Below are 15,850 nucleotides of genomic sequence, written 5' to 3' on the forward strand. Positions count from 1 at the left end.
AAGGTACGTCTTAATGAATTACAAAAGGCCAAAGGCCGATGTGGTCATCATTGGGCTCGGCTGGTCCGGCTCCACGATGGCCGAGGAGCTGACCCGCGCGGGGCTGAATGTCGTCGCGATCGAGCGCGGTGCGTGGCGCGATACCACCACCAACTTTCCCACGACGCGCGATCCCGATGAACTCAGCGGATCGGTACGCAAGGACATTCTCCAGGCGCCGGTCACCGAAACCTATACGGTGCGCAACAAGGCCGACCAGACCGCCCTGCCCCTGCGCAAATACAACAATCTGACGCTGGGCAACAATGTCGGTGGCGCGGGAACGCACTGGGCCGGCGCAAGCTGGCGCTGGCAGGCGTTCGACCACCAGCCCTATAGCCGCGTCATGGAACGGTATGGCGCCAAGCAACTGGTCGATGGGCTCATCCTCCAGGATTGGGGCATCACCTATGACGATCTCGAACCCTTCTACGACCGTTTCGAGAAGATCGCGGGAACCTCCGGCACGGCGGGCGTAATCAACGGCGTCAAGCAACCAGGCGGCAATCCGTTCGAGGGATCGCGCACCAGCCCCTATCCCACACCCGCCCTGGAACGCACACGCGCCAACCTGCTGTTCGCGGAAGCCGCGACCCGACTGGGCTACCATCCGTTCCCCGTCCCTTCGGCGATGATCGGCGCCCCCTATACCAACGCGCTGGGCCTCAATCTGGCGCCTTGCACCTATTGCGGCTACTGCCAGCTCTACGGATGTGGCAACTGGTCGAAATCCAGCCCCAATATCTGCATCCTGCCAGTCCTGATGCAGCGCCCGAACTTCACGGTCGTCACGGAATCGGAAGTGATCCGCATCAACACCACACCCGACAAGAAGATGGCGACCGGCGTAACCTTCGTCGATTCGAACGGCAATATCGGCGAGCAGCCGGCCGATATCGTCATCACCGCCACGTTCACGCTCGACAATACCCGCCTGCTCCTGCTGTCGGGCATCAGCACGCCCTATGATTTCGCGTCGGGCCAGGGCGTCGTCGGGCGCGCCTTCACCTTCCAGACCCTGTCGTGGGGCTTCATGTTCTTCGAGAACGAGTATCTGAACCCGTTCATGAACACCGGCGCCCTGGCGACACAGATCGACGATTTCAACGGCGATAATTTCGACCATACGGGTCTGGGCTTCATCGGCGGCGCCGGCATCCAGTCGCTATGCAACCAGGGCCTGCCGATCGGCATGGCCGGGCTGGTACCCGAAGGCAGCCCGCAATGGGGAAAGGGATGGAAGCAGGCCTTCCAGAAAGGCTACCAGAATTACGCGCAGATCCAGGGCCAGGGCACGAACTTCGCCCACCGCGAGCAGTTCATGGATCTCGACCCGACCTACAAGGACCGTTTCGGCCAGCCACTGCTGCGCATCACCTTCGATTATAACGAGAACGATCGCCGCTCCGGCCGTTTCGTCCGCGACAAGTGCATCGAGATCGCCAAGGAGATGGGCGCCAAGCAGGTCTGGGGCGATTCCTTCCCCGATCAACCCTACTCCGGCTACAGGCCGTGGGATTCGTCGCATGTCCAGGGCGGCGTCGTCATGGGCGAGGACCCGAAAACCAGCGTCCAGAACCGCTATCAGCAGAACTGGGATATTCCCAACCTGTTCGTGATCGGGGCGTCCTCCTTCCCGAACAATGCCGGATACAACCCGACGATCGCGGTAGGTGCGACCACCTTGTGGACCGCAAAGGCAATCAAGGATCTGTACCTCAAGAACCCCGGCCCGCTGGTGAGGTTGTGATCATGGCGAGATATTTGCTCCGCAGCACGCTGCGTTCCTGTATCCGCGGTGGCGTTGCGCTGTCCGTGGCAGCCCTGTTCGCACACGGCGCACAGGCGCAGGACGCGCCCGCCGATACGCGGATCGACCATGGCCGCTATCTCGCGATCGCCGGCGATTGCGTCGCCTGCCATACGGCCCCCGGCGGCAAGCCGTTCGCCGGCGGGCTGGACCTGAACACGCCCTTCGGCACCATCACGGCGAGCAACATCACCTCGGACACGGCGTCGGGCATAGGGTCGTGGAGCTTGCAGCAATTCGATGCCGCGGTCCGGCACGGCAAGGGCCCGAACGGGCACCTCTATCCCGCCATGCCCTATACTGCCTACGCCAAGATGACCGACGCCGACCTGGCGGATCTCTGGGCGTATATCCGGACCATTCCGCCGGTCAGCCAGAAGGTGGTCGAGAACAAGCTCCCGTTCCCCTACAATATCCGCTCAGCCATGATCGTCTGGAACGCCCTGTTCTTCGACAGCACGCCCTTCAGGCCGGATTCCGCGAAGAGCGACGCCGTCAATCGCGGTGCCTACCTGGTCGAGGCGCTGGCCCATTGCGGCATCTGCCATACGCCCAAGAACGCGCTCGGCGGTGATAGTGCGGCGACCTATCAGGGGACATCCCTGCAAGGCTGGCACGCGCCCGACCTGACCAACAACGACCATACCGGCCTGGGCAAATGGAGCGCGGAGGACATCGTCACCTACCTGCGGAGCGGCACCAACCGCTATACGGCCTCCTCGGGGTCGATGACCGAAGTGATCGTGAATTCCACCCAGCATCTCACCGACGCCGACCTGCACGCCATCGCCGCCTATTTCAAGGCCCTGCCGGCACGGACGGTCGAGGCTCCCCCGCCGCTTCCCGCCAACAACGCGCAGGTGGAGGCCGGCCGGCGCGAATTTGTCGTGCAGTGCAGCGCCTGCCACACCAGCAGCGGCCAGGGCGTGACGAACATGATTCCGTCGCTTCAGAGCAATCCGGCGATCAACGCGCGAAGCCCGGATAGTCTGCTGAATATCCTGCTCGCAGGCACCACTGGCCCCGCGACCGCCGCGAACCCCACGGGCGCCGCAATGCCCGGCTTCGCCTGGAAATTGCAGGATGATCAAATCGCCGATGTTCTGACTTACATCCGCAACAGCCAGGGCAATGCCGCGGCGGCCGTCTCGGCCGCCGATGTGGCAAAGGCCCGCAAGGCGCTCGGCGCCCAGCAGGTCGTCTGGCACTGACGATTGTTCCGGCCGCTGCTCCCGAAGAGTCAGGGGCAGCGGCCGTCGTCGGCTTGTCCCCCTGACAGGATCATGAAAACATGTTCTCGAAGATGATTTCCTGTTTGGGCATGGTTCCGCCGGTAGAATGCCGCGATTGATGAAAAGTTCGAACGGCTGGGCCACGGTCGCGGCCATGTTGCCCATCCACCCCGCCGCCACAGGGTGGCCTCGGCCGAGCGTTCGTCCCACAACTGGCGCCGCGCCTGTTCCAGCGCCAGCGTCTTGACGGTACGGATGCCCGACCGGCCGCATGAAGCCGAACACCACCATGCGCTTCAACCCTGATCTCAAATCCCGCTACGATGCCCTCGTCATACGCGCAAAACACGCCAAGATCGCCATCACCGCTATCATGCGCAGGCTCGTCGTCATCGCAAACGCGCTCCTCCGCGACAACCGAATCTGGGCACAAAAAGCCGCTTGATCACAACGGATACTTGTCTTGGCGGGCGCTATTCTTCATGACGGTTTGTCCGGTCGGTCTCGGAGAGGCGATTCCAGTCCGGCTCCCGGCCATCCTGCAAGGTCCGGACGAAGAATCCGAACTCCCGGCGCTCCGCATAGCCGATCGGCCCCTCCGAGCGCCCCGTCGCATGGCCGCCGCCGGGGACGACCAGAAGCTCGAAGTTCTTGTTCGCGCGAATGAGCGCGCTGGCGACCTGGAACGTCGAGGACGGATCGACATTGGCATCCTGCTCGCCGACGATCATCAGCAGGCGCCCCTGAAGGCGGCCTGCATTCTCGACGCCCGAGGCACGGACGTAGCTTTCGTCCACCGGCCATCCGAGCCACTGCTCGTTCCAGTCGATCTTGTCCATACGATTGTCGTAGCAGCCGGCGAATGCGACCGCCGCTTTGTAGAACTCGGGATGGAACAGCAGGGCATTCAAGGCGCTCTGCCCACCGGCAGAACCTCCGTAGATGCCCACGCGCGTGATGTCGTAGGACGGATCGCGCGCGGCCATGGCACGGTGCCAGAGGATCCGGTCCGGGAAGCCGGAGTCTGCGAGATTCTTCCAGGCCACGTCATGGAAGGCCCGCGACCGGTTCGCCGTTCCCATGCCGTCGATCTGCACGACGATGAAGCCGAGATCGGCGAGCGCCTGCATGCCGATGACCTTGTCGCCGCCGGAATGGTAGCCGAACGGCCAGAAATCCTTGGGGACAAAGCTGTCATGGGGGCCGGCATAGATGTTCTCGACCACGGGATATTTCCGGGCTGGATCGTAATCGCGGGGCCGGACGACGAGCCCCCAGATATCGGTCGTCCCGTCCCGGCCCTTGGCATGGAAGACCTCCGGCGGCCGGAACCCGGTGGCGCGCAGTCCGGTATCGTCGCCGGTCTCCACGGAGCCAACGACATGACCGTCCTCGGCGCTCCGCAGCATGCTCCGCGAAGCGAGATCGACCCGCGAATAGGTATCGGCCAGAAGGGCGCCGTCGGGCGAGATCGCCGCGTGGTGATTGGCCGTCTCGGGTGTCAACGCCGTCAGGTGGGAACCGTCGAAGCCGATCCTGTAGTAGTGGACGAAGTAGGGATCCTCGCCCGGCGTCATGCCGCTGGCGCCGAACCAGATCTCCCTCTTCCGGTCGTCGACCCGCAGGACCTCACGGACCACCCATGGACCTTTCGTGATCTGGCGCTCGATATGCCCGGTCGTCATGTCGAACAGGTAGAGATGGCGCCATCCGTCGCGTTCGGACACCCAGATGAGTTCCCTGCCCTCGTTGCCGACCACATGTTCATATAGCCGCCCGGCATCGACGAACGTTCGCGCGCGTTCATCCGCCGCGAGGTGGGCACGCCCTGTTTCCACCTCGACGGAGATGAAGCCAGCGCGCTGATAGCCGCGCTGGACAAACGGGAACATCAGGAACTTCCCGTCCCGGCTCCATCCCACGTCTCCGTTCCGAAGAGGATAGGCGTCAGCGAAGTCGTCGGTGCGAATATCGCGGCCCCGACCCGACGCGACGTCGAAGAGAACGGGCTGCTCGGAATCGATGATGTCGCCGGGTTTCGGGTAGAGCTGCGTATGGATACGTGGCTGCCCCCCGTCGCGGGGAGCGGCCTCGACGCGCGTGACATAGCGGGCAAAGCCCGGGCGGACACGAAGGACGGCGAGATGGCGCGAATCCGGCGACCAGACGATGGATTCCGGATCGTAGAAATCGCTCGCGGTACCGTCGAGGCTGAGGCGCGTCTCCGCTCCGCCGGCCTTCGCACGGACCACGACGTTATCGGCGCGGACGAACGCTTCCCAGGTTCCGTCGGGAGACGGAACGGGCGTGTTCCTCGCCGGCACGCGCAGATCCCGCACGGCATCGAAACCGCGCGGCCGCAGGCCGGTCTGTACGGGCCCGCAGGCATCGTCCTGCAACCCGCACGACCAGTCCTCGTCGTGGATCATGAACTCCAGATGCCGTGGATTGCCGCGGATCGTGAAGCTATCGAACGGGAGGTCCCGGCCCGTCACCCGCTCGCCCGTCGCGCGGCCCAGCGCGGCGGCGATGCGCTTCGCATCGAAAGCCGGGGCCTTGCGGAGCGTCGCGCGGTCCATCGCGACGAAGGCAAAGCCTTCCTGGACCGTCTTGCGGTAATAGAGCGTCTTCCCGTCGTCGCTCCACCGCGCCGGAAAGGGAACGTCGCGCGTCAGGTGGCTCCAGTCCCCGCGCAGGGCAAGAGAACGCTGGTAATCGGCCGCGACGGGCGGAGCCGCGACCCCCCGGGAAGGCATCGCCCCCGCGACGATGCCGGGAAGCAGGCTGACCAGAATCGCGCCGATCCGTCGCTTTATGACAGGCACCCTCATTCTCCGCAGGCAGGAAGGAACAGCTCAGATCGGGCGGCACGCCGCCCCAAGCCAGGCGGCATCGTCCGGCGGCAGAAGTGGACCGATCTCGTCGAGGACGCAGGCATGATAGGCATCCAGCCAGCGTCGCTCCCCCTCGTCCAGAAGTCCGACCCGCAGGGCGGAGCGGTCGATGGGCGCGCGGGTCAGCGTATCGAAGCGGCAGAACGCGCCGTCCCCGCCGCCGACGGCCAAGAGGGTCTCCATGGCATTCTCAAGCCGCATGCCGTGCGATCCCGGCGCGTAGTAGCCGGGCTCGTTGGTCAAGACCATGCCCGCTTCGATGGAGTCGAGGACCGGCCGCCGGGTGAAACCGAGCGGCCATTCATGGACACTGAGATAGCTGCCGAGGCCGTGCCCCGCGCCATGGTCGAAATCCAGCCCAACCTCCCAGAGCGCCTCGCGCGCAAGCGGATCGAGCCGATATCCGGGCGTCCCGGCGGGGAACACGGCGCGACTGAGCCGGATCAGCCCCTTCAGCACGCGCGTATACTGGTCCCGCCATGCCTCCGGCGGCGGCGCCGCGCCGACCCAGACCGTCCGCGTCACGTCCGTCGTGCCACAGCGATACTGGCCGCCGCTGTCGACAAGAAGGAACGAGCCCGCCTCGATCCGCCGGTCGGCGCGCCCGTCCGGCAGATAATGCATGATCGCGGCATTCGGACCGGAGGCGACGATGGAGGGGAAGCTCGCACCCGCGCATTCCGGCGACGCGCGTCGCAGCGCAAGGAGATGGGCGGCGGCCGCGCTTTCCGTCTCCCCGATCCCGTGCCGGTCGAGCCATGCGAGGAAACGACAGAGCGCCACGCCGTCGAGGCGATGCGCCTGCCGCATCCCAATGCGTTCAGCCTGCGTCTTGATCGCGCGGGGACGTAGACACGGGTCCGTCCCTTCCCGAAGCGTCGCGCCGGACGCGCTCAGGATTTCGGCGAACCAGACCGGGACGCGCTGCGGATCGAGCCGGACCACGAGGCCGCCGCACGCGCGAAGGACGCCCTCCATCGCGCCCGGCGGCACGACGGTCACGGACGCCCCCAGATGCGCGCGGACCTCGTCGCTCACCCGGTCCGGCGCGACGAACAGGATCACCTGCCCATCCGCCCGCAGCAGAGCCTGAGCCCGGATGATGGGCAGGCACGGAAGATCGGTTCCGCGCAGATTCAACAGCCAGGCGACGCTCGTGGGGTCCCCCAGAACGACCGCGTCCTGACCCTCCGCGCGCAGACATGCCGCGATCTCGGCGATCTTGCTTGCCGTCGAGCGACCGGACAGCCGCTCGGGCTGGGTTTCCGCGACGCCCGCCGGTTCGTCCGGACGCTCCCGCCAGATCGCATCCACGGGGTTTCGGGGCAGCGGCACCATCGTCACGCCGGCTGCACGGAACATCGCCAGGTCCTGCCCGGCGGTCACGCGCGGATCGTATCCCACCCGCCGGTCCCCCGCGTGGCGGGCAAGCCATGCGCCGGGCGGTGTCTCGTATTGATGGCCGATGCGCCAGATCGCAGGGTCGATCTGCCCGCGCATCTGCTCCTGATAACGCCCGTCGGAAAAGACGATCGCTTCGTCCGGAAGGACGAGGGCGAAGCCGGCGCTTCCGCTGAAGCCCGTCAAAAAGGCGAGGCGTTCGGCGCTGGCGGGCACGTATTCGCCGAGATACTCGTCCCCGCGCGGGAGGAAGAATCCGTCCACGCCGAGACGCGCCAGTTCGCCGCGAAAGGCTTCGAGCCGCTGTGCCGGGGTCATGGCCAGGCTTCCTCGTCGCTGGGATCGCCCAAGGGCGGCAGCCCGTCCGCCGCCAGCATGGCGACACCGAAGACGGGCCCGGCCGAATGGTCCGGATCGGGGCGGAACGTGATGGCGACCGGCCGGCCCGCCGCGGTCAGCGCCGCCGGCAGTGGATAGCGGACGCTGAAAAAGCGGTCGGGATGCCCGGCCTCCAGCATCTGGCGGGCGAGGACGGCACCATTGGCGAGGATGGCGAAGCGGCGGTCGCGCTCCCCGCCCCAATAGGTGACCTGCAACACGGCCGGGCCGGGCCGCGTGCGCATCGTGAACGTGAAATGCCCGCCGGACCGCGCATCCCGCCCGTTGCGGCCGCGATAGACGACCGGGAAGGACAGCGCGCTGCTCAACGCATGGTCCCGTTCGGCCTGCATCTCGCCGGGGTGGAAGACGTCCGCCGCATGGGTATCCAGAACGCGGCGACGTTGCTCGGCCGCCCGGAAACGCGCCTGCTCGCGCGTCCATTCCTCGGCCGTGAACACGGGGAGGTAGGGTGCCGCCCGCCGGTCGTGCTGGGCATGGAACGCGCTCAGCAGCAGGTCGCCAGGCCGCCCGGCGCCTTTCGTCCGCCACGTTCCCGGCGCCTCACCGGGAACCAGCGACCCGAGGGCTGCCTCGCTCACCAGGGCGGGGGCCGGGCCGTCGAACGGCGCATCGACCGAGCCGAGATCGGCGGCGAGCACGGTCGGGCCGTGCAGGAAGGCGATCATGCGGGGATCGTCGTTCGCCGCCTCGGCCCGCAGCGGCAGGTCGAGGATGAGCTCGATCACGTCGCCGGCCCTCCAGACGCGCCGGAGGACGACGTAGCCATCCTGGCGCCCGCCCGTCTCCGCCACGCCGTTCACGGCCAGCGTCACGCCCGGACACCAGGCGGGAACGCGCAGGCCGAGCGTGCGCTCCCCCTCGCCCGCGCCGCCTTCCACGGCAAGGCGGACCGTTCCGCTGTCGGGATAGGCCGTCTCGAGCCTGAGGCGCATCCCGCCTTCCTCCCACCGCACGCGCGATGGGATGAAGAGATTGACCAGGAGCGTCGTGCGACCGACCTGCCAGTAGATCGAATCGCCATGTTTCGCATGGCTCTCCATGCCCGTCCCGACGCAGCACCAGAAATCGTCGAACGACGTGGAATACTGGCGCGCCGCGCCCGCCATCATGGGCGTCATGTAGCAGAACATGCCGGTGCGCGGGTTCTGCGCGGCGCGGATATGGTTGAGATGCGTGCGCTCGTAATAATCGAAGAAGCGGCTGTCGCCCGACTGGCCGTAGAGCTGGCGGGTCAGCTTCAGCATGTTGTAGCTGCTGCACGTCTCGCAGGTCTGCTCGGTGAGATGACGGGAGATCGTGTCGGGCAGCGGGAAATATTCGCGGTCGCCATTGCCGCCGATGACATAGCTGTAGTGCCGCGTCACGCTTTCCCAGAAGGTGCGCGCGGCCGTCAGGGCCCTGGCATCGCCCGCTACTTCGTGGAGACGGGCCAACCCGACGAGTTTGGGAATCTGCGTGTTGGAATGCAGGTTGGCGAGATCGTCCCGCCCTTCCTGAAGCGGATCGAGCACCCTGCCGTCATGGATGAGGCGCGCGAGGCGAAGCCAGCGGGCCTCGCCGGTCCGGGCGTAAAGCTCGGCGAAGCTCTCGTTCAGACCGCCATATTCGCACGACAGCACGGCCTGAAGCTGCTCGTCGTGCAGCGGGGCGAGGATGCCCTCGATATAGCCGCCCAGCCGAATCATGATCCCCTGGGCGTGGAGATCGCCACAATGGGCCTGCGCGTCGAGAAGCCCCGCGAAGAGCTTGTGCCAGTTATAGAGCGGCGACCAGGCGCCATTCAGGTCGAAACCGGTCGAATGGATGCGGCCGAGGCGGATCTGCTCGAAGGCCACCTTGCCGGGCAGCGTGCGACCGTTCTGTATGCAGGTGAATCCCGCGACATATCCCACGGGGTCGCGCGACTGGCAGGCGACGAGTTCCGCCGTGATGTAATGGACGCGGCGCCTTGCCTCCACGTTGCCCGTCTGCGCGTGGCAGAGGCTCAGCGCGCTGAGGTAGTGGCCGAGCGTATGGCCGGCGATCGTCTCGCCTTCCCAGCCGCCATAGGCCGCGCCTTTCGGCTGCAAACCCGCCTGCTCGCGATAATTATGCAGCAGACGGTCCGGGTCCAGGCGCAGGAGATAGGCCGTGTTGACATCCTGCGCCACCAGCCAGGGCGACGGATCGAGCCGCACGTCGCGCATCGGGACGGCAGTCGCGACGCCCTCGCGCGCCGGGTCGGCCGCCTTCGCCTCCCCCCGCCGGGAGTCTGGAAAGGGAAGCCCGGAAACAGGAAGAACGGCGCCCGCGCTCAGAAGCGCCCTGCGGGACAGCGAGCCCTTCATCCGAAGGGCTGCTCGAAGCGCACGGCCGGTTCCGTGAACCAGCGCGGGCCGTCTTCCGTGACGTAAAAATGATCTTCCAGCCGGATTCCGAACCGGTCGGGCACCACGATCATCGGCTCGATCGACGCGCAATGGCCTAGCCGCAGGGCCGTCTCATTGCCGCGCACCAGATACGGCGTCTCGTGAATCGAGAGGCCGACGCCGTGCCCAGTCCGATGCGGCAGGCCGGGCAGCCGGTAGCCGGGGCCAAGGCCATGGCGCACCAGCACGGCGCGGGCGGCGTCATCGACCGCATGGCACGGCGCCCCCGGCCGAGCGGCGGCGAAGGCGGCGCATTGCGCCTCCCTCTCGATCGCCCAGATGCGCGCCTGTTCCGGCTCCGGGACTCCGAACGCGTACGTGCGGGTGATGTCGGCGTGATATCCGTCGATCCGGCACCCCATGTCCACAAGCACGAGGTCGTTCTCGCCGAGGACCTGGTCCCCTTGGATACCATGCGGGAACGCCGTGGCCTGACCGAACTGGACGGCGCAGAAGGTCGTGCCGTCGCGCGCCCCGAGATCGCGATGCGCCTGATCGGCGAACCGACGCACCTCGCTCGCCCGCATGCCGGGGCGCAGGGACGCAAAGACGGCCTTGTGCACGGCGAGCGTCAGGCCCATCGCGTAACGGATCAGGGCGATCTCGGCCGGTTCCTTGACCGTGCGCAACGTGTCGATGACCGGCACGTCGTCGAGAAAGACAAGATCGGGCCGCGCGGCACGCAAGAGGGTAGCGAAACGCAGCGACATGTCCGGATCCAGGACGACGCGCTGCCCGGCTTCCAGCGAGGCCAGCATGATCGCCGCGGCGGACTCGTCCTCCTCCCACGTCAGGACAGGAAGCGGCAGGCGCAGACAGTCGGCAAGCGAGCCGGTCTCGAACCGGGGGCACAGGATCCAGGGGTCGCCCGAGACAGGGATCGCCAGGGCCACCAGCCGCTCCGTCGCGCTCCACGGTACGCCGCAGAAATAGCGCAGGCTGTCCCCGGCGTTGACGATGAGCGCGTCCGCCCCCCGCGCGCGCAACAGGGAGCGCGCGGCCTCGATCCGTCCTGCGAACTGGTCCGGCCCGATGGGGGGTGGGGCCTCGGCATTGCTTCCCATGGTCACTTGCTCGCTGACGTTAACTCTATTTCTTTAAAATAGTATACGATAGACGGATTTTCCGTCAATTCGAGGCACGCGTGTCATGAGGCATCCATATGCGGAAACCTGTCTCGCGCGAACTGCTTTTCCCAATGTCCCAGCACAGGCAGCAGGGCGACGGCACCCGTGAAGGCGGCGGCGATGAGCAGGGCGAGGTCACGCAGCAGCGGTACGTAGGCGGCGGCGCCGACCATTGCCCCCGGCTGCCCGCCGATCGCGGACAGGACGCTACCCGCATAGAAAGCAAGCGCCCACAATAGATAAAGCGACCCCATCATGAAGCCGGACAAACGCGCCGGAACGTAGCGCGCGATGATGGCGAGCCCCAGCCCCATGGTCAGGAGCTCGGCGACCGAGGCGAAGCCATAGGCCACCACCATGACCCAGCCCGACACGCGGGCCTGCGCCTGCGCGGCGCAAAGCCACCAGATCATGAACGCCACCATGCCCAGCCCCAGGCCGACCACGATCTTCCAGGCGAGGGAAAGATCGCGTCCCCTGCCGGCAAGCACCCTGTAAATCCAGGCCAGGAAAGGGCTCGCAGCGAAGATCCAGAGCGGATCTAACGCCTGGAACTGGCCGGCGCTCAGATGGAAGAGGACTCGCCCGCCGAGATGGAAATCGCCGTCCACCGCACGCAGCGCGAAAAGCGTGAGCGACGTGGCCTGCTGCTGGTAGAAAAGGGCATATAGCATGGTTTCGGCGCACAACAGATAGGCGATCCGCAGCCCCGCCCGCTCGCCTCGTTCCACCCGGCGATAGAGCCAGATCCAGGCGAGGACGATCAGTCCCCCGGCAGCCCATACGCCATCGAGCGCCAACCTCCCGTCGCCGAGCACGGCCACGGACGAGATAAGACACAGCACCGTGCCAGCCGCCACGATCGCCGCTGCACGCCGGTCGGCCGGCGCCCCGTCGAGCGGGCCGTCCCGTCGGGCGAGCCAGTCCGAGCGCAGCATGTAATAGCCGAGCCCGACACCCAGCCCGGCGGCGCAGACGAAGAAGGCGACGGATGGGCCGAAGCGATCCTGAAGCCACGGGCACAGGAGCATGGCCACGGACGATCCGATATTCACGAACATGTAGTAGATCGTGAAGGCCGCATCGAGTTCGGCGTCGTCGCCTTCGTAGATCTGGCGCACGATATTGCCGGCATTCGGCTTGAAAAGGCCGTTCCCGGTTGAGATCAGCGCCATCGCCAGGATGAGCAGCGTGTGGTCGCGATCCACGAAACCGAGGCACAGATATCCCAGCGCAAGAAGTGCCGCGCCCGCCACCATGCAGCGCCGGGCACCGATCAGGCGGTCGCCCGCAAGGCCGCCAAGGACCGGTAGCATATAGGTAAGCGCGGAAAAGGCACCGATCAGAAGCATCGCGTCCGCATCGGAAAGGCGCAGACGCTGGACCATATAGAGCAGCAAGATGGCCTGCGTGCCATAGAACCCGAAACGCTCCCAGAGCTCGATCGCCAGGATGACACCGAACGACCGTCCCCGGGATGGCATGTCGGGGGCACGGGAAACGACGGGCATGGCGGTATCCGTAAGCTATGGAAAAACGCCTCCGGACCCGATGTCCGGAGGCGGTGTCAAGCAAGGGGGCAGAAGTCGGCGATCAGAATATCCGGCCGACCTGCATGAACACATAGCGGCCGATGATCTCCTCCGGATACATCGAAAGCGCGGTGTTGGACGCGCCGTCCGGAACGAAGGGCGGCTTCTTGTCCAGGATGTTGTTGACGCCGAGCTCGATCTGCCAGTCGGGCAGGTTGTAGCTGATCGTCACGTCATGGGAGAAGACCCCCGGCACCTTGCAGTATGCATAGACCTTGCAGGAAAGATCGTTCGACCCGTCGTTGAACTTCATCCCGCCGGTATAGCTCATCATGTAGGTCAGGCTGAACCGGTCATGCGACCAGGTGGCGGTGGCGTAATCGCGGACGCGCGGGAAGCCGTAGCCATTCTGGTAGAGCAGGCGACCAGCGTAATTGTACCAGGTGCCCCCCGGCTCGTTCTGCTGCAGGTACCCCACGATCTGCTGGAAGTTGTTGTTCAGCATGAGCGAGTCGTGCTTCGTCAGCCGGAACCGGTAGCTGAGGTCGAAATCGATCCCGTTCGTCCGCAGGCCGCCCGCATTCTCATACGTATCGTTTACCTGCGTCAGTTGCCCGGCCGAACTACGCTGAGAGACCAGGTTGCAATAGGACGGGCCGACACCAGTGTAACACTCGTCCACGATGAACTGGACCGGAACCTGAAGGATCGTATTCTTGACCGTGTAATGCCAATATTCGACGGAGGCCGTGAGGTTCGGGATCCAGCGCGGCGTGATCACGGTACCGAACGTGTAGGTCCGTCCTTCTTCAGGCTTCAGCGCAGAATTGCCGCCGCCGAGAGTCGGAATCTGGCTGGAATTGGCGTTGACGAAGGTTGCGGTGTTGATGCCCTGAGAGGCGCACTTGGCAACTACCGCCGCCGAATAAGACCCGTAGCTCGACGCCTGTGCGCATGGATCATTGCCGGAATTGTAGCCGATCTGATGACCCGAATAGAGTTCCGTCAAGGTCGGTGCGCGGAATGACGTGCCAAGGGTCGCGCGAAAGCGGATATCGCTGATCGGGGCATAGTTGATGCTCGCCTTCCAGTTATAGGCGTCGCCGAACGTATTGTAATGCGACCAGCGCCCCTGACCGTCGATCGTCAAGTCATGCGCGAACGGCACGTTGCGGAGCAGCAGGAGATTGCTTTCGATATAGGCTTCCGTGACGTCGTATCCGCCGCCGGTATAGGTCGCGCCGCCGCCGAGATCGCCGTTCACCGCCAGGGGATCGGGCTTGTAGCTGGCCTGCTCGCTCCGATGCTCCAGCCCCATCGCGACGCCTAAATGGCCGCCACCCTGCCAGGGAAGCTTGGCGAGACGGTTGTTGTGCACGCGCGCGTTGAAATCGCGCATGTAATAGGCGCTATGGTCGACCTGCGTGTAGCGCAGGTAATTGGCTGCCTGGCCGCTATAGGCCTGGAACGGGTTGACGAGGACGCAGCCGGCCGACGACTTGCAGATGGAAGGATTATAGACGACCGCACTGTTGGGATCGGCCGGATCGACCTGCTGCGAGCCCAGCTCGTCGAGATAATGAGCGTAGTTCTCCATGTTCTCGGTCGAGAGCTTGGCAAGACTCTCGCCGTAGGTCATGGAGACGTCGTAATGCCAGTCACCGACGATCCGCCCCTTGGCGCCGCCGATATATTGCCACGTATCGAACGCCTCTTCGTACTTGCGTGGTCCGATATCGGAGAAACGCTTGTAGAGATCGACGTCCTGACCCCAGATATTGTAAGGGTTTCCCGCCGGCAGCACCACCGAGGTTTCCAGCGTGGAGGGGTACGACGCGCCAGTCATCGGGTTCCCGGCGAGCGTATTCATCGCGTCCTTGTGCGTGTAGCGTACGGACGAGTAGAAATCGACGTGTTCGTTCAGTTCGTAATGCGCATCGCCAGCCAGAACACCCTGCTGGAGGGAGTTCGTCAGCATCTGCTCCGAAGCGAAGTTATAGCGGTCGCTCGTCGAGAAATTGTGGAACCCGTTGGCACCGCCGCCGGTGCCGTTGCTGACGAGATCGAAATTGCCGCTGGGATCGATAACGCGCGTATTCATCGGGATCGAGCTGCCGACCGCCGCATTCTCGCCTATTGCCGGATCAGAATTCCATGGCGTGGCCGACCAGTCGCGGTTCTTCTGCCGGATGCCGGACTGGGTCATGTAGGACCCGAACACTGTGATGTTGCCGCGTCCGTGATCGAAGTCGAACCCCTTGTAGCCGGAGAGCAGCCCCATCTGGCCGTCGCCCTTGTCGGTGATCCCGCCGCGGATCGTGATATTCCCCTTCGTCGTATTGTGCCGCAGCTTGATGTTGATGACGCCGGCCACCGCGTCGGCACCATAGAGTTCCGATCCGCCATCCTTGAGGATTTCCACGGATTCGACCATGTCCATGGGGATCGAGTTCATGTCGACGCACTGGCTGCCGTTGCCGAAGGTCGGCACCTGGCGCTTCCCGTCCACCAGGACCAGGACACGGTTCTGGCCGAGATTGCGAATGTCCGAGCACGACATGCCCAGTCCACCGTTCGTATTCGTATTATTCGTGCCGGAAGCACTGATGGACGGAAGACGCAACAGATAGTCGCCCAATGTCGTGGCCGATGTCGACTGGATGTCCTTGGCGGTGATGGTCTGCACCGGATTCGCGTTGGAATCGGCGCGCTGAGAAAGCGCCGATCCCGTGACGAGAATCGATTCATCGCGCGGCGCAACGAAGGCCGACGCTGCGCCGGATGACAGAGCGGCGGCGCGAACGGCAGGCTTGGACACGACGGTTGCCGCCGGTGCGGCAGAAGGGGCGGACACTGGAGCCGTATGCTTCACACGATGGCGGGTGTGGGTCTGGGTTTGCGCCGTCGTTGCGGCAGAAGCCCCGGATGCGCAGACGACCGCGACACCCAACGACGTCGAAAGAGCAAGCACCTTTTTCAGATTGATTGTCATATGGGACACTCTC

9 protein-coding genes are annotated in these 15,850 nt (G+C 65.1%); 3 read left to right on the top strand and 6 right to left on the bottom strand.

The features are described 5' to 3' along the window. Positions 1-13: 13 nt before the first annotated feature. The 3 genes from HLH35_RS16030 (at position 14) to HLH35_RS16040 (ending at position 3,526) form a co-directional block, all read left to right on the top strand. On the top strand, positions 14-1,789 hold the full coding sequence (locus HLH35_RS16030; RefSeq protein WP_182980103.1) for a GMC family oxidoreductase: 1,776 nt from the start codon (positions 14-16) through the stop codon (positions 1,787-1,789). A 2-nt stretch (positions 1,790-1,791) separates the two neighbouring features. Further along, positions 1,792-3,060: a c-type cytochrome gene (locus tag HLH35_RS16035; RefSeq protein ID WP_220790725.1), complete on the top strand. Its 1,269-nt coding sequence runs from the start codon at positions 1,792-1,794 to the stop codon at positions 3,058-3,060. 292 nt (positions 3,061-3,352) lie between these two features. Continuing rightward, positions 3,353-3,526, top strand: coding sequence for a hypothetical protein (locus tag HLH35_RS16040; RefSeq protein WP_182980105.1), 174 nt, complete (start codon positions 3,353-3,355; stop codon positions 3,524-3,526). A 28-nt stretch (positions 3,527-3,554) separates the two neighbouring features. Here HLH35_RS16040 and HLH35_RS16045 read toward each other — a convergent pair whose 3' ends face one another. The 6 genes from HLH35_RS16045 to HLH35_RS16070 form a co-directional block, all read right to left on the bottom strand. Continuing rightward, positions 3,555-5,906, bottom strand: a complete 2,352-nt coding sequence (locus HLH35_RS16045; RefSeq protein ID WP_220790726.1) for a S9 family peptidase — start codon at positions 5,904-5,906, stop codon at positions 3,555-3,557. Between the two features lie 30 nt (positions 5,907-5,936). Further along, positions 5,937-7,694: an aminopeptidase P family protein gene (locus HLH35_RS16050; RefSeq protein ID WP_182980106.1), complete on the bottom strand. Its 1,758-nt coding sequence runs from the start codon at positions 7,692-7,694 to the stop codon at positions 5,937-5,939. After that, positions 7,691-10,105 (bottom strand): glycoside hydrolase family 127 protein, encoded by a 2,415-nt coding sequence (locus HLH35_RS16055; protein WP_182980107.1) that lies wholly within the window; start codon positions 10,103-10,105, stop codon positions 7,691-7,693. Before HLH35_RS16055 ends, HLH35_RS16050 begins: the two co-directional genes overlap by 4 nt. Further along, positions 10,102-11,250, bottom strand: coding sequence for a M24 family metallopeptidase (locus HLH35_RS16060; protein WP_182980108.1), 1,149 nt, complete (start codon positions 11,248-11,250; stop codon positions 10,102-10,104). Before HLH35_RS16060 ends, HLH35_RS16055 begins: the two co-directional genes overlap by 4 nt. 83 nt (positions 11,251-11,333) lie before the next feature. Beyond that, positions 11,334-12,824, bottom strand: coding sequence for a peptide MFS transporter (locus HLH35_RS16065; protein WP_182980109.1), 1,491 nt, complete (start codon positions 12,822-12,824; stop codon positions 11,334-11,336). An 82-nt stretch (positions 12,825-12,906) separates the two neighbouring features. Next, positions 12,907-15,837 carry a TonB-dependent receptor plug domain-containing protein gene (locus tag HLH35_RS16070; protein ID WP_182980110.1) on the bottom strand — a complete coding sequence of 977 codons (2,931 nt, stop codon included), beginning with the start codon at positions 15,835-15,837 and terminating at the stop codon, positions 12,907-12,909. Positions 15,838-15,850 lie beyond the last annotated feature (13 nt).

Source organism: Gluconacetobacter asukensis (assembly GCF_014174375.1).
GTDB lineage: Bacteria > Pseudomonadota > Alphaproteobacteria > Acetobacterales > Acetobacteraceae > Gluconacetobacter > Gluconacetobacter asukensis.

Coding starts and splice junctions, on each gene's coding strand:
- HLH35_RS16030 (WP_182980103.1), top strand. CDS start 14: ATGAATTACAAAAGGCCAAAGGCCGATGTGGTCATCATTGGGCTCGGC.
- HLH35_RS16035 (WP_220790725.1), top strand. CDS start 1,792: ATGGCGAGATATTTGCTCCGCAGCACGCTGCGTTCCTGTATCCGCGGT.
- HLH35_RS16040 (WP_182980105.1), top strand. CDS start 3,353: ATGAAGCCGAACACCACCATGCGCTTCAACCCTGATCTCAAATCCCGC.
- HLH35_RS16050 (WP_182980106.1), bottom strand. CDS start 7,694: ATGACCCCGGCACAGCGGCTCGAAGCCTTTCGCGGCGAACTGGCGCGT.
- HLH35_RS16055 (WP_182980107.1), bottom strand. CDS start 10,105: ATGAAGGGCTCGCTGTCCCGCAGGGCGCTTCTGAGCGCGGGCGCCGTT.
- HLH35_RS16060 (WP_182980108.1), bottom strand. CDS start 11,250: ATGGGAAGCAATGCCGAGGCCCCACCCCCCATCGGGCCGGACCAGTTC.
- HLH35_RS16065 (WP_182980109.1), bottom strand. CDS start 12,824: ATGCCCGTCGTTTCCCGTGCCCCCGACATGCCATCCCGGGGACGGTCG.
- HLH35_RS16070 (WP_182980110.1), bottom strand. CDS start 15,837: ATGACAATCAATCTGAAAAAGGTGCTTGCTCTTTCGACGTCGTTGGGT.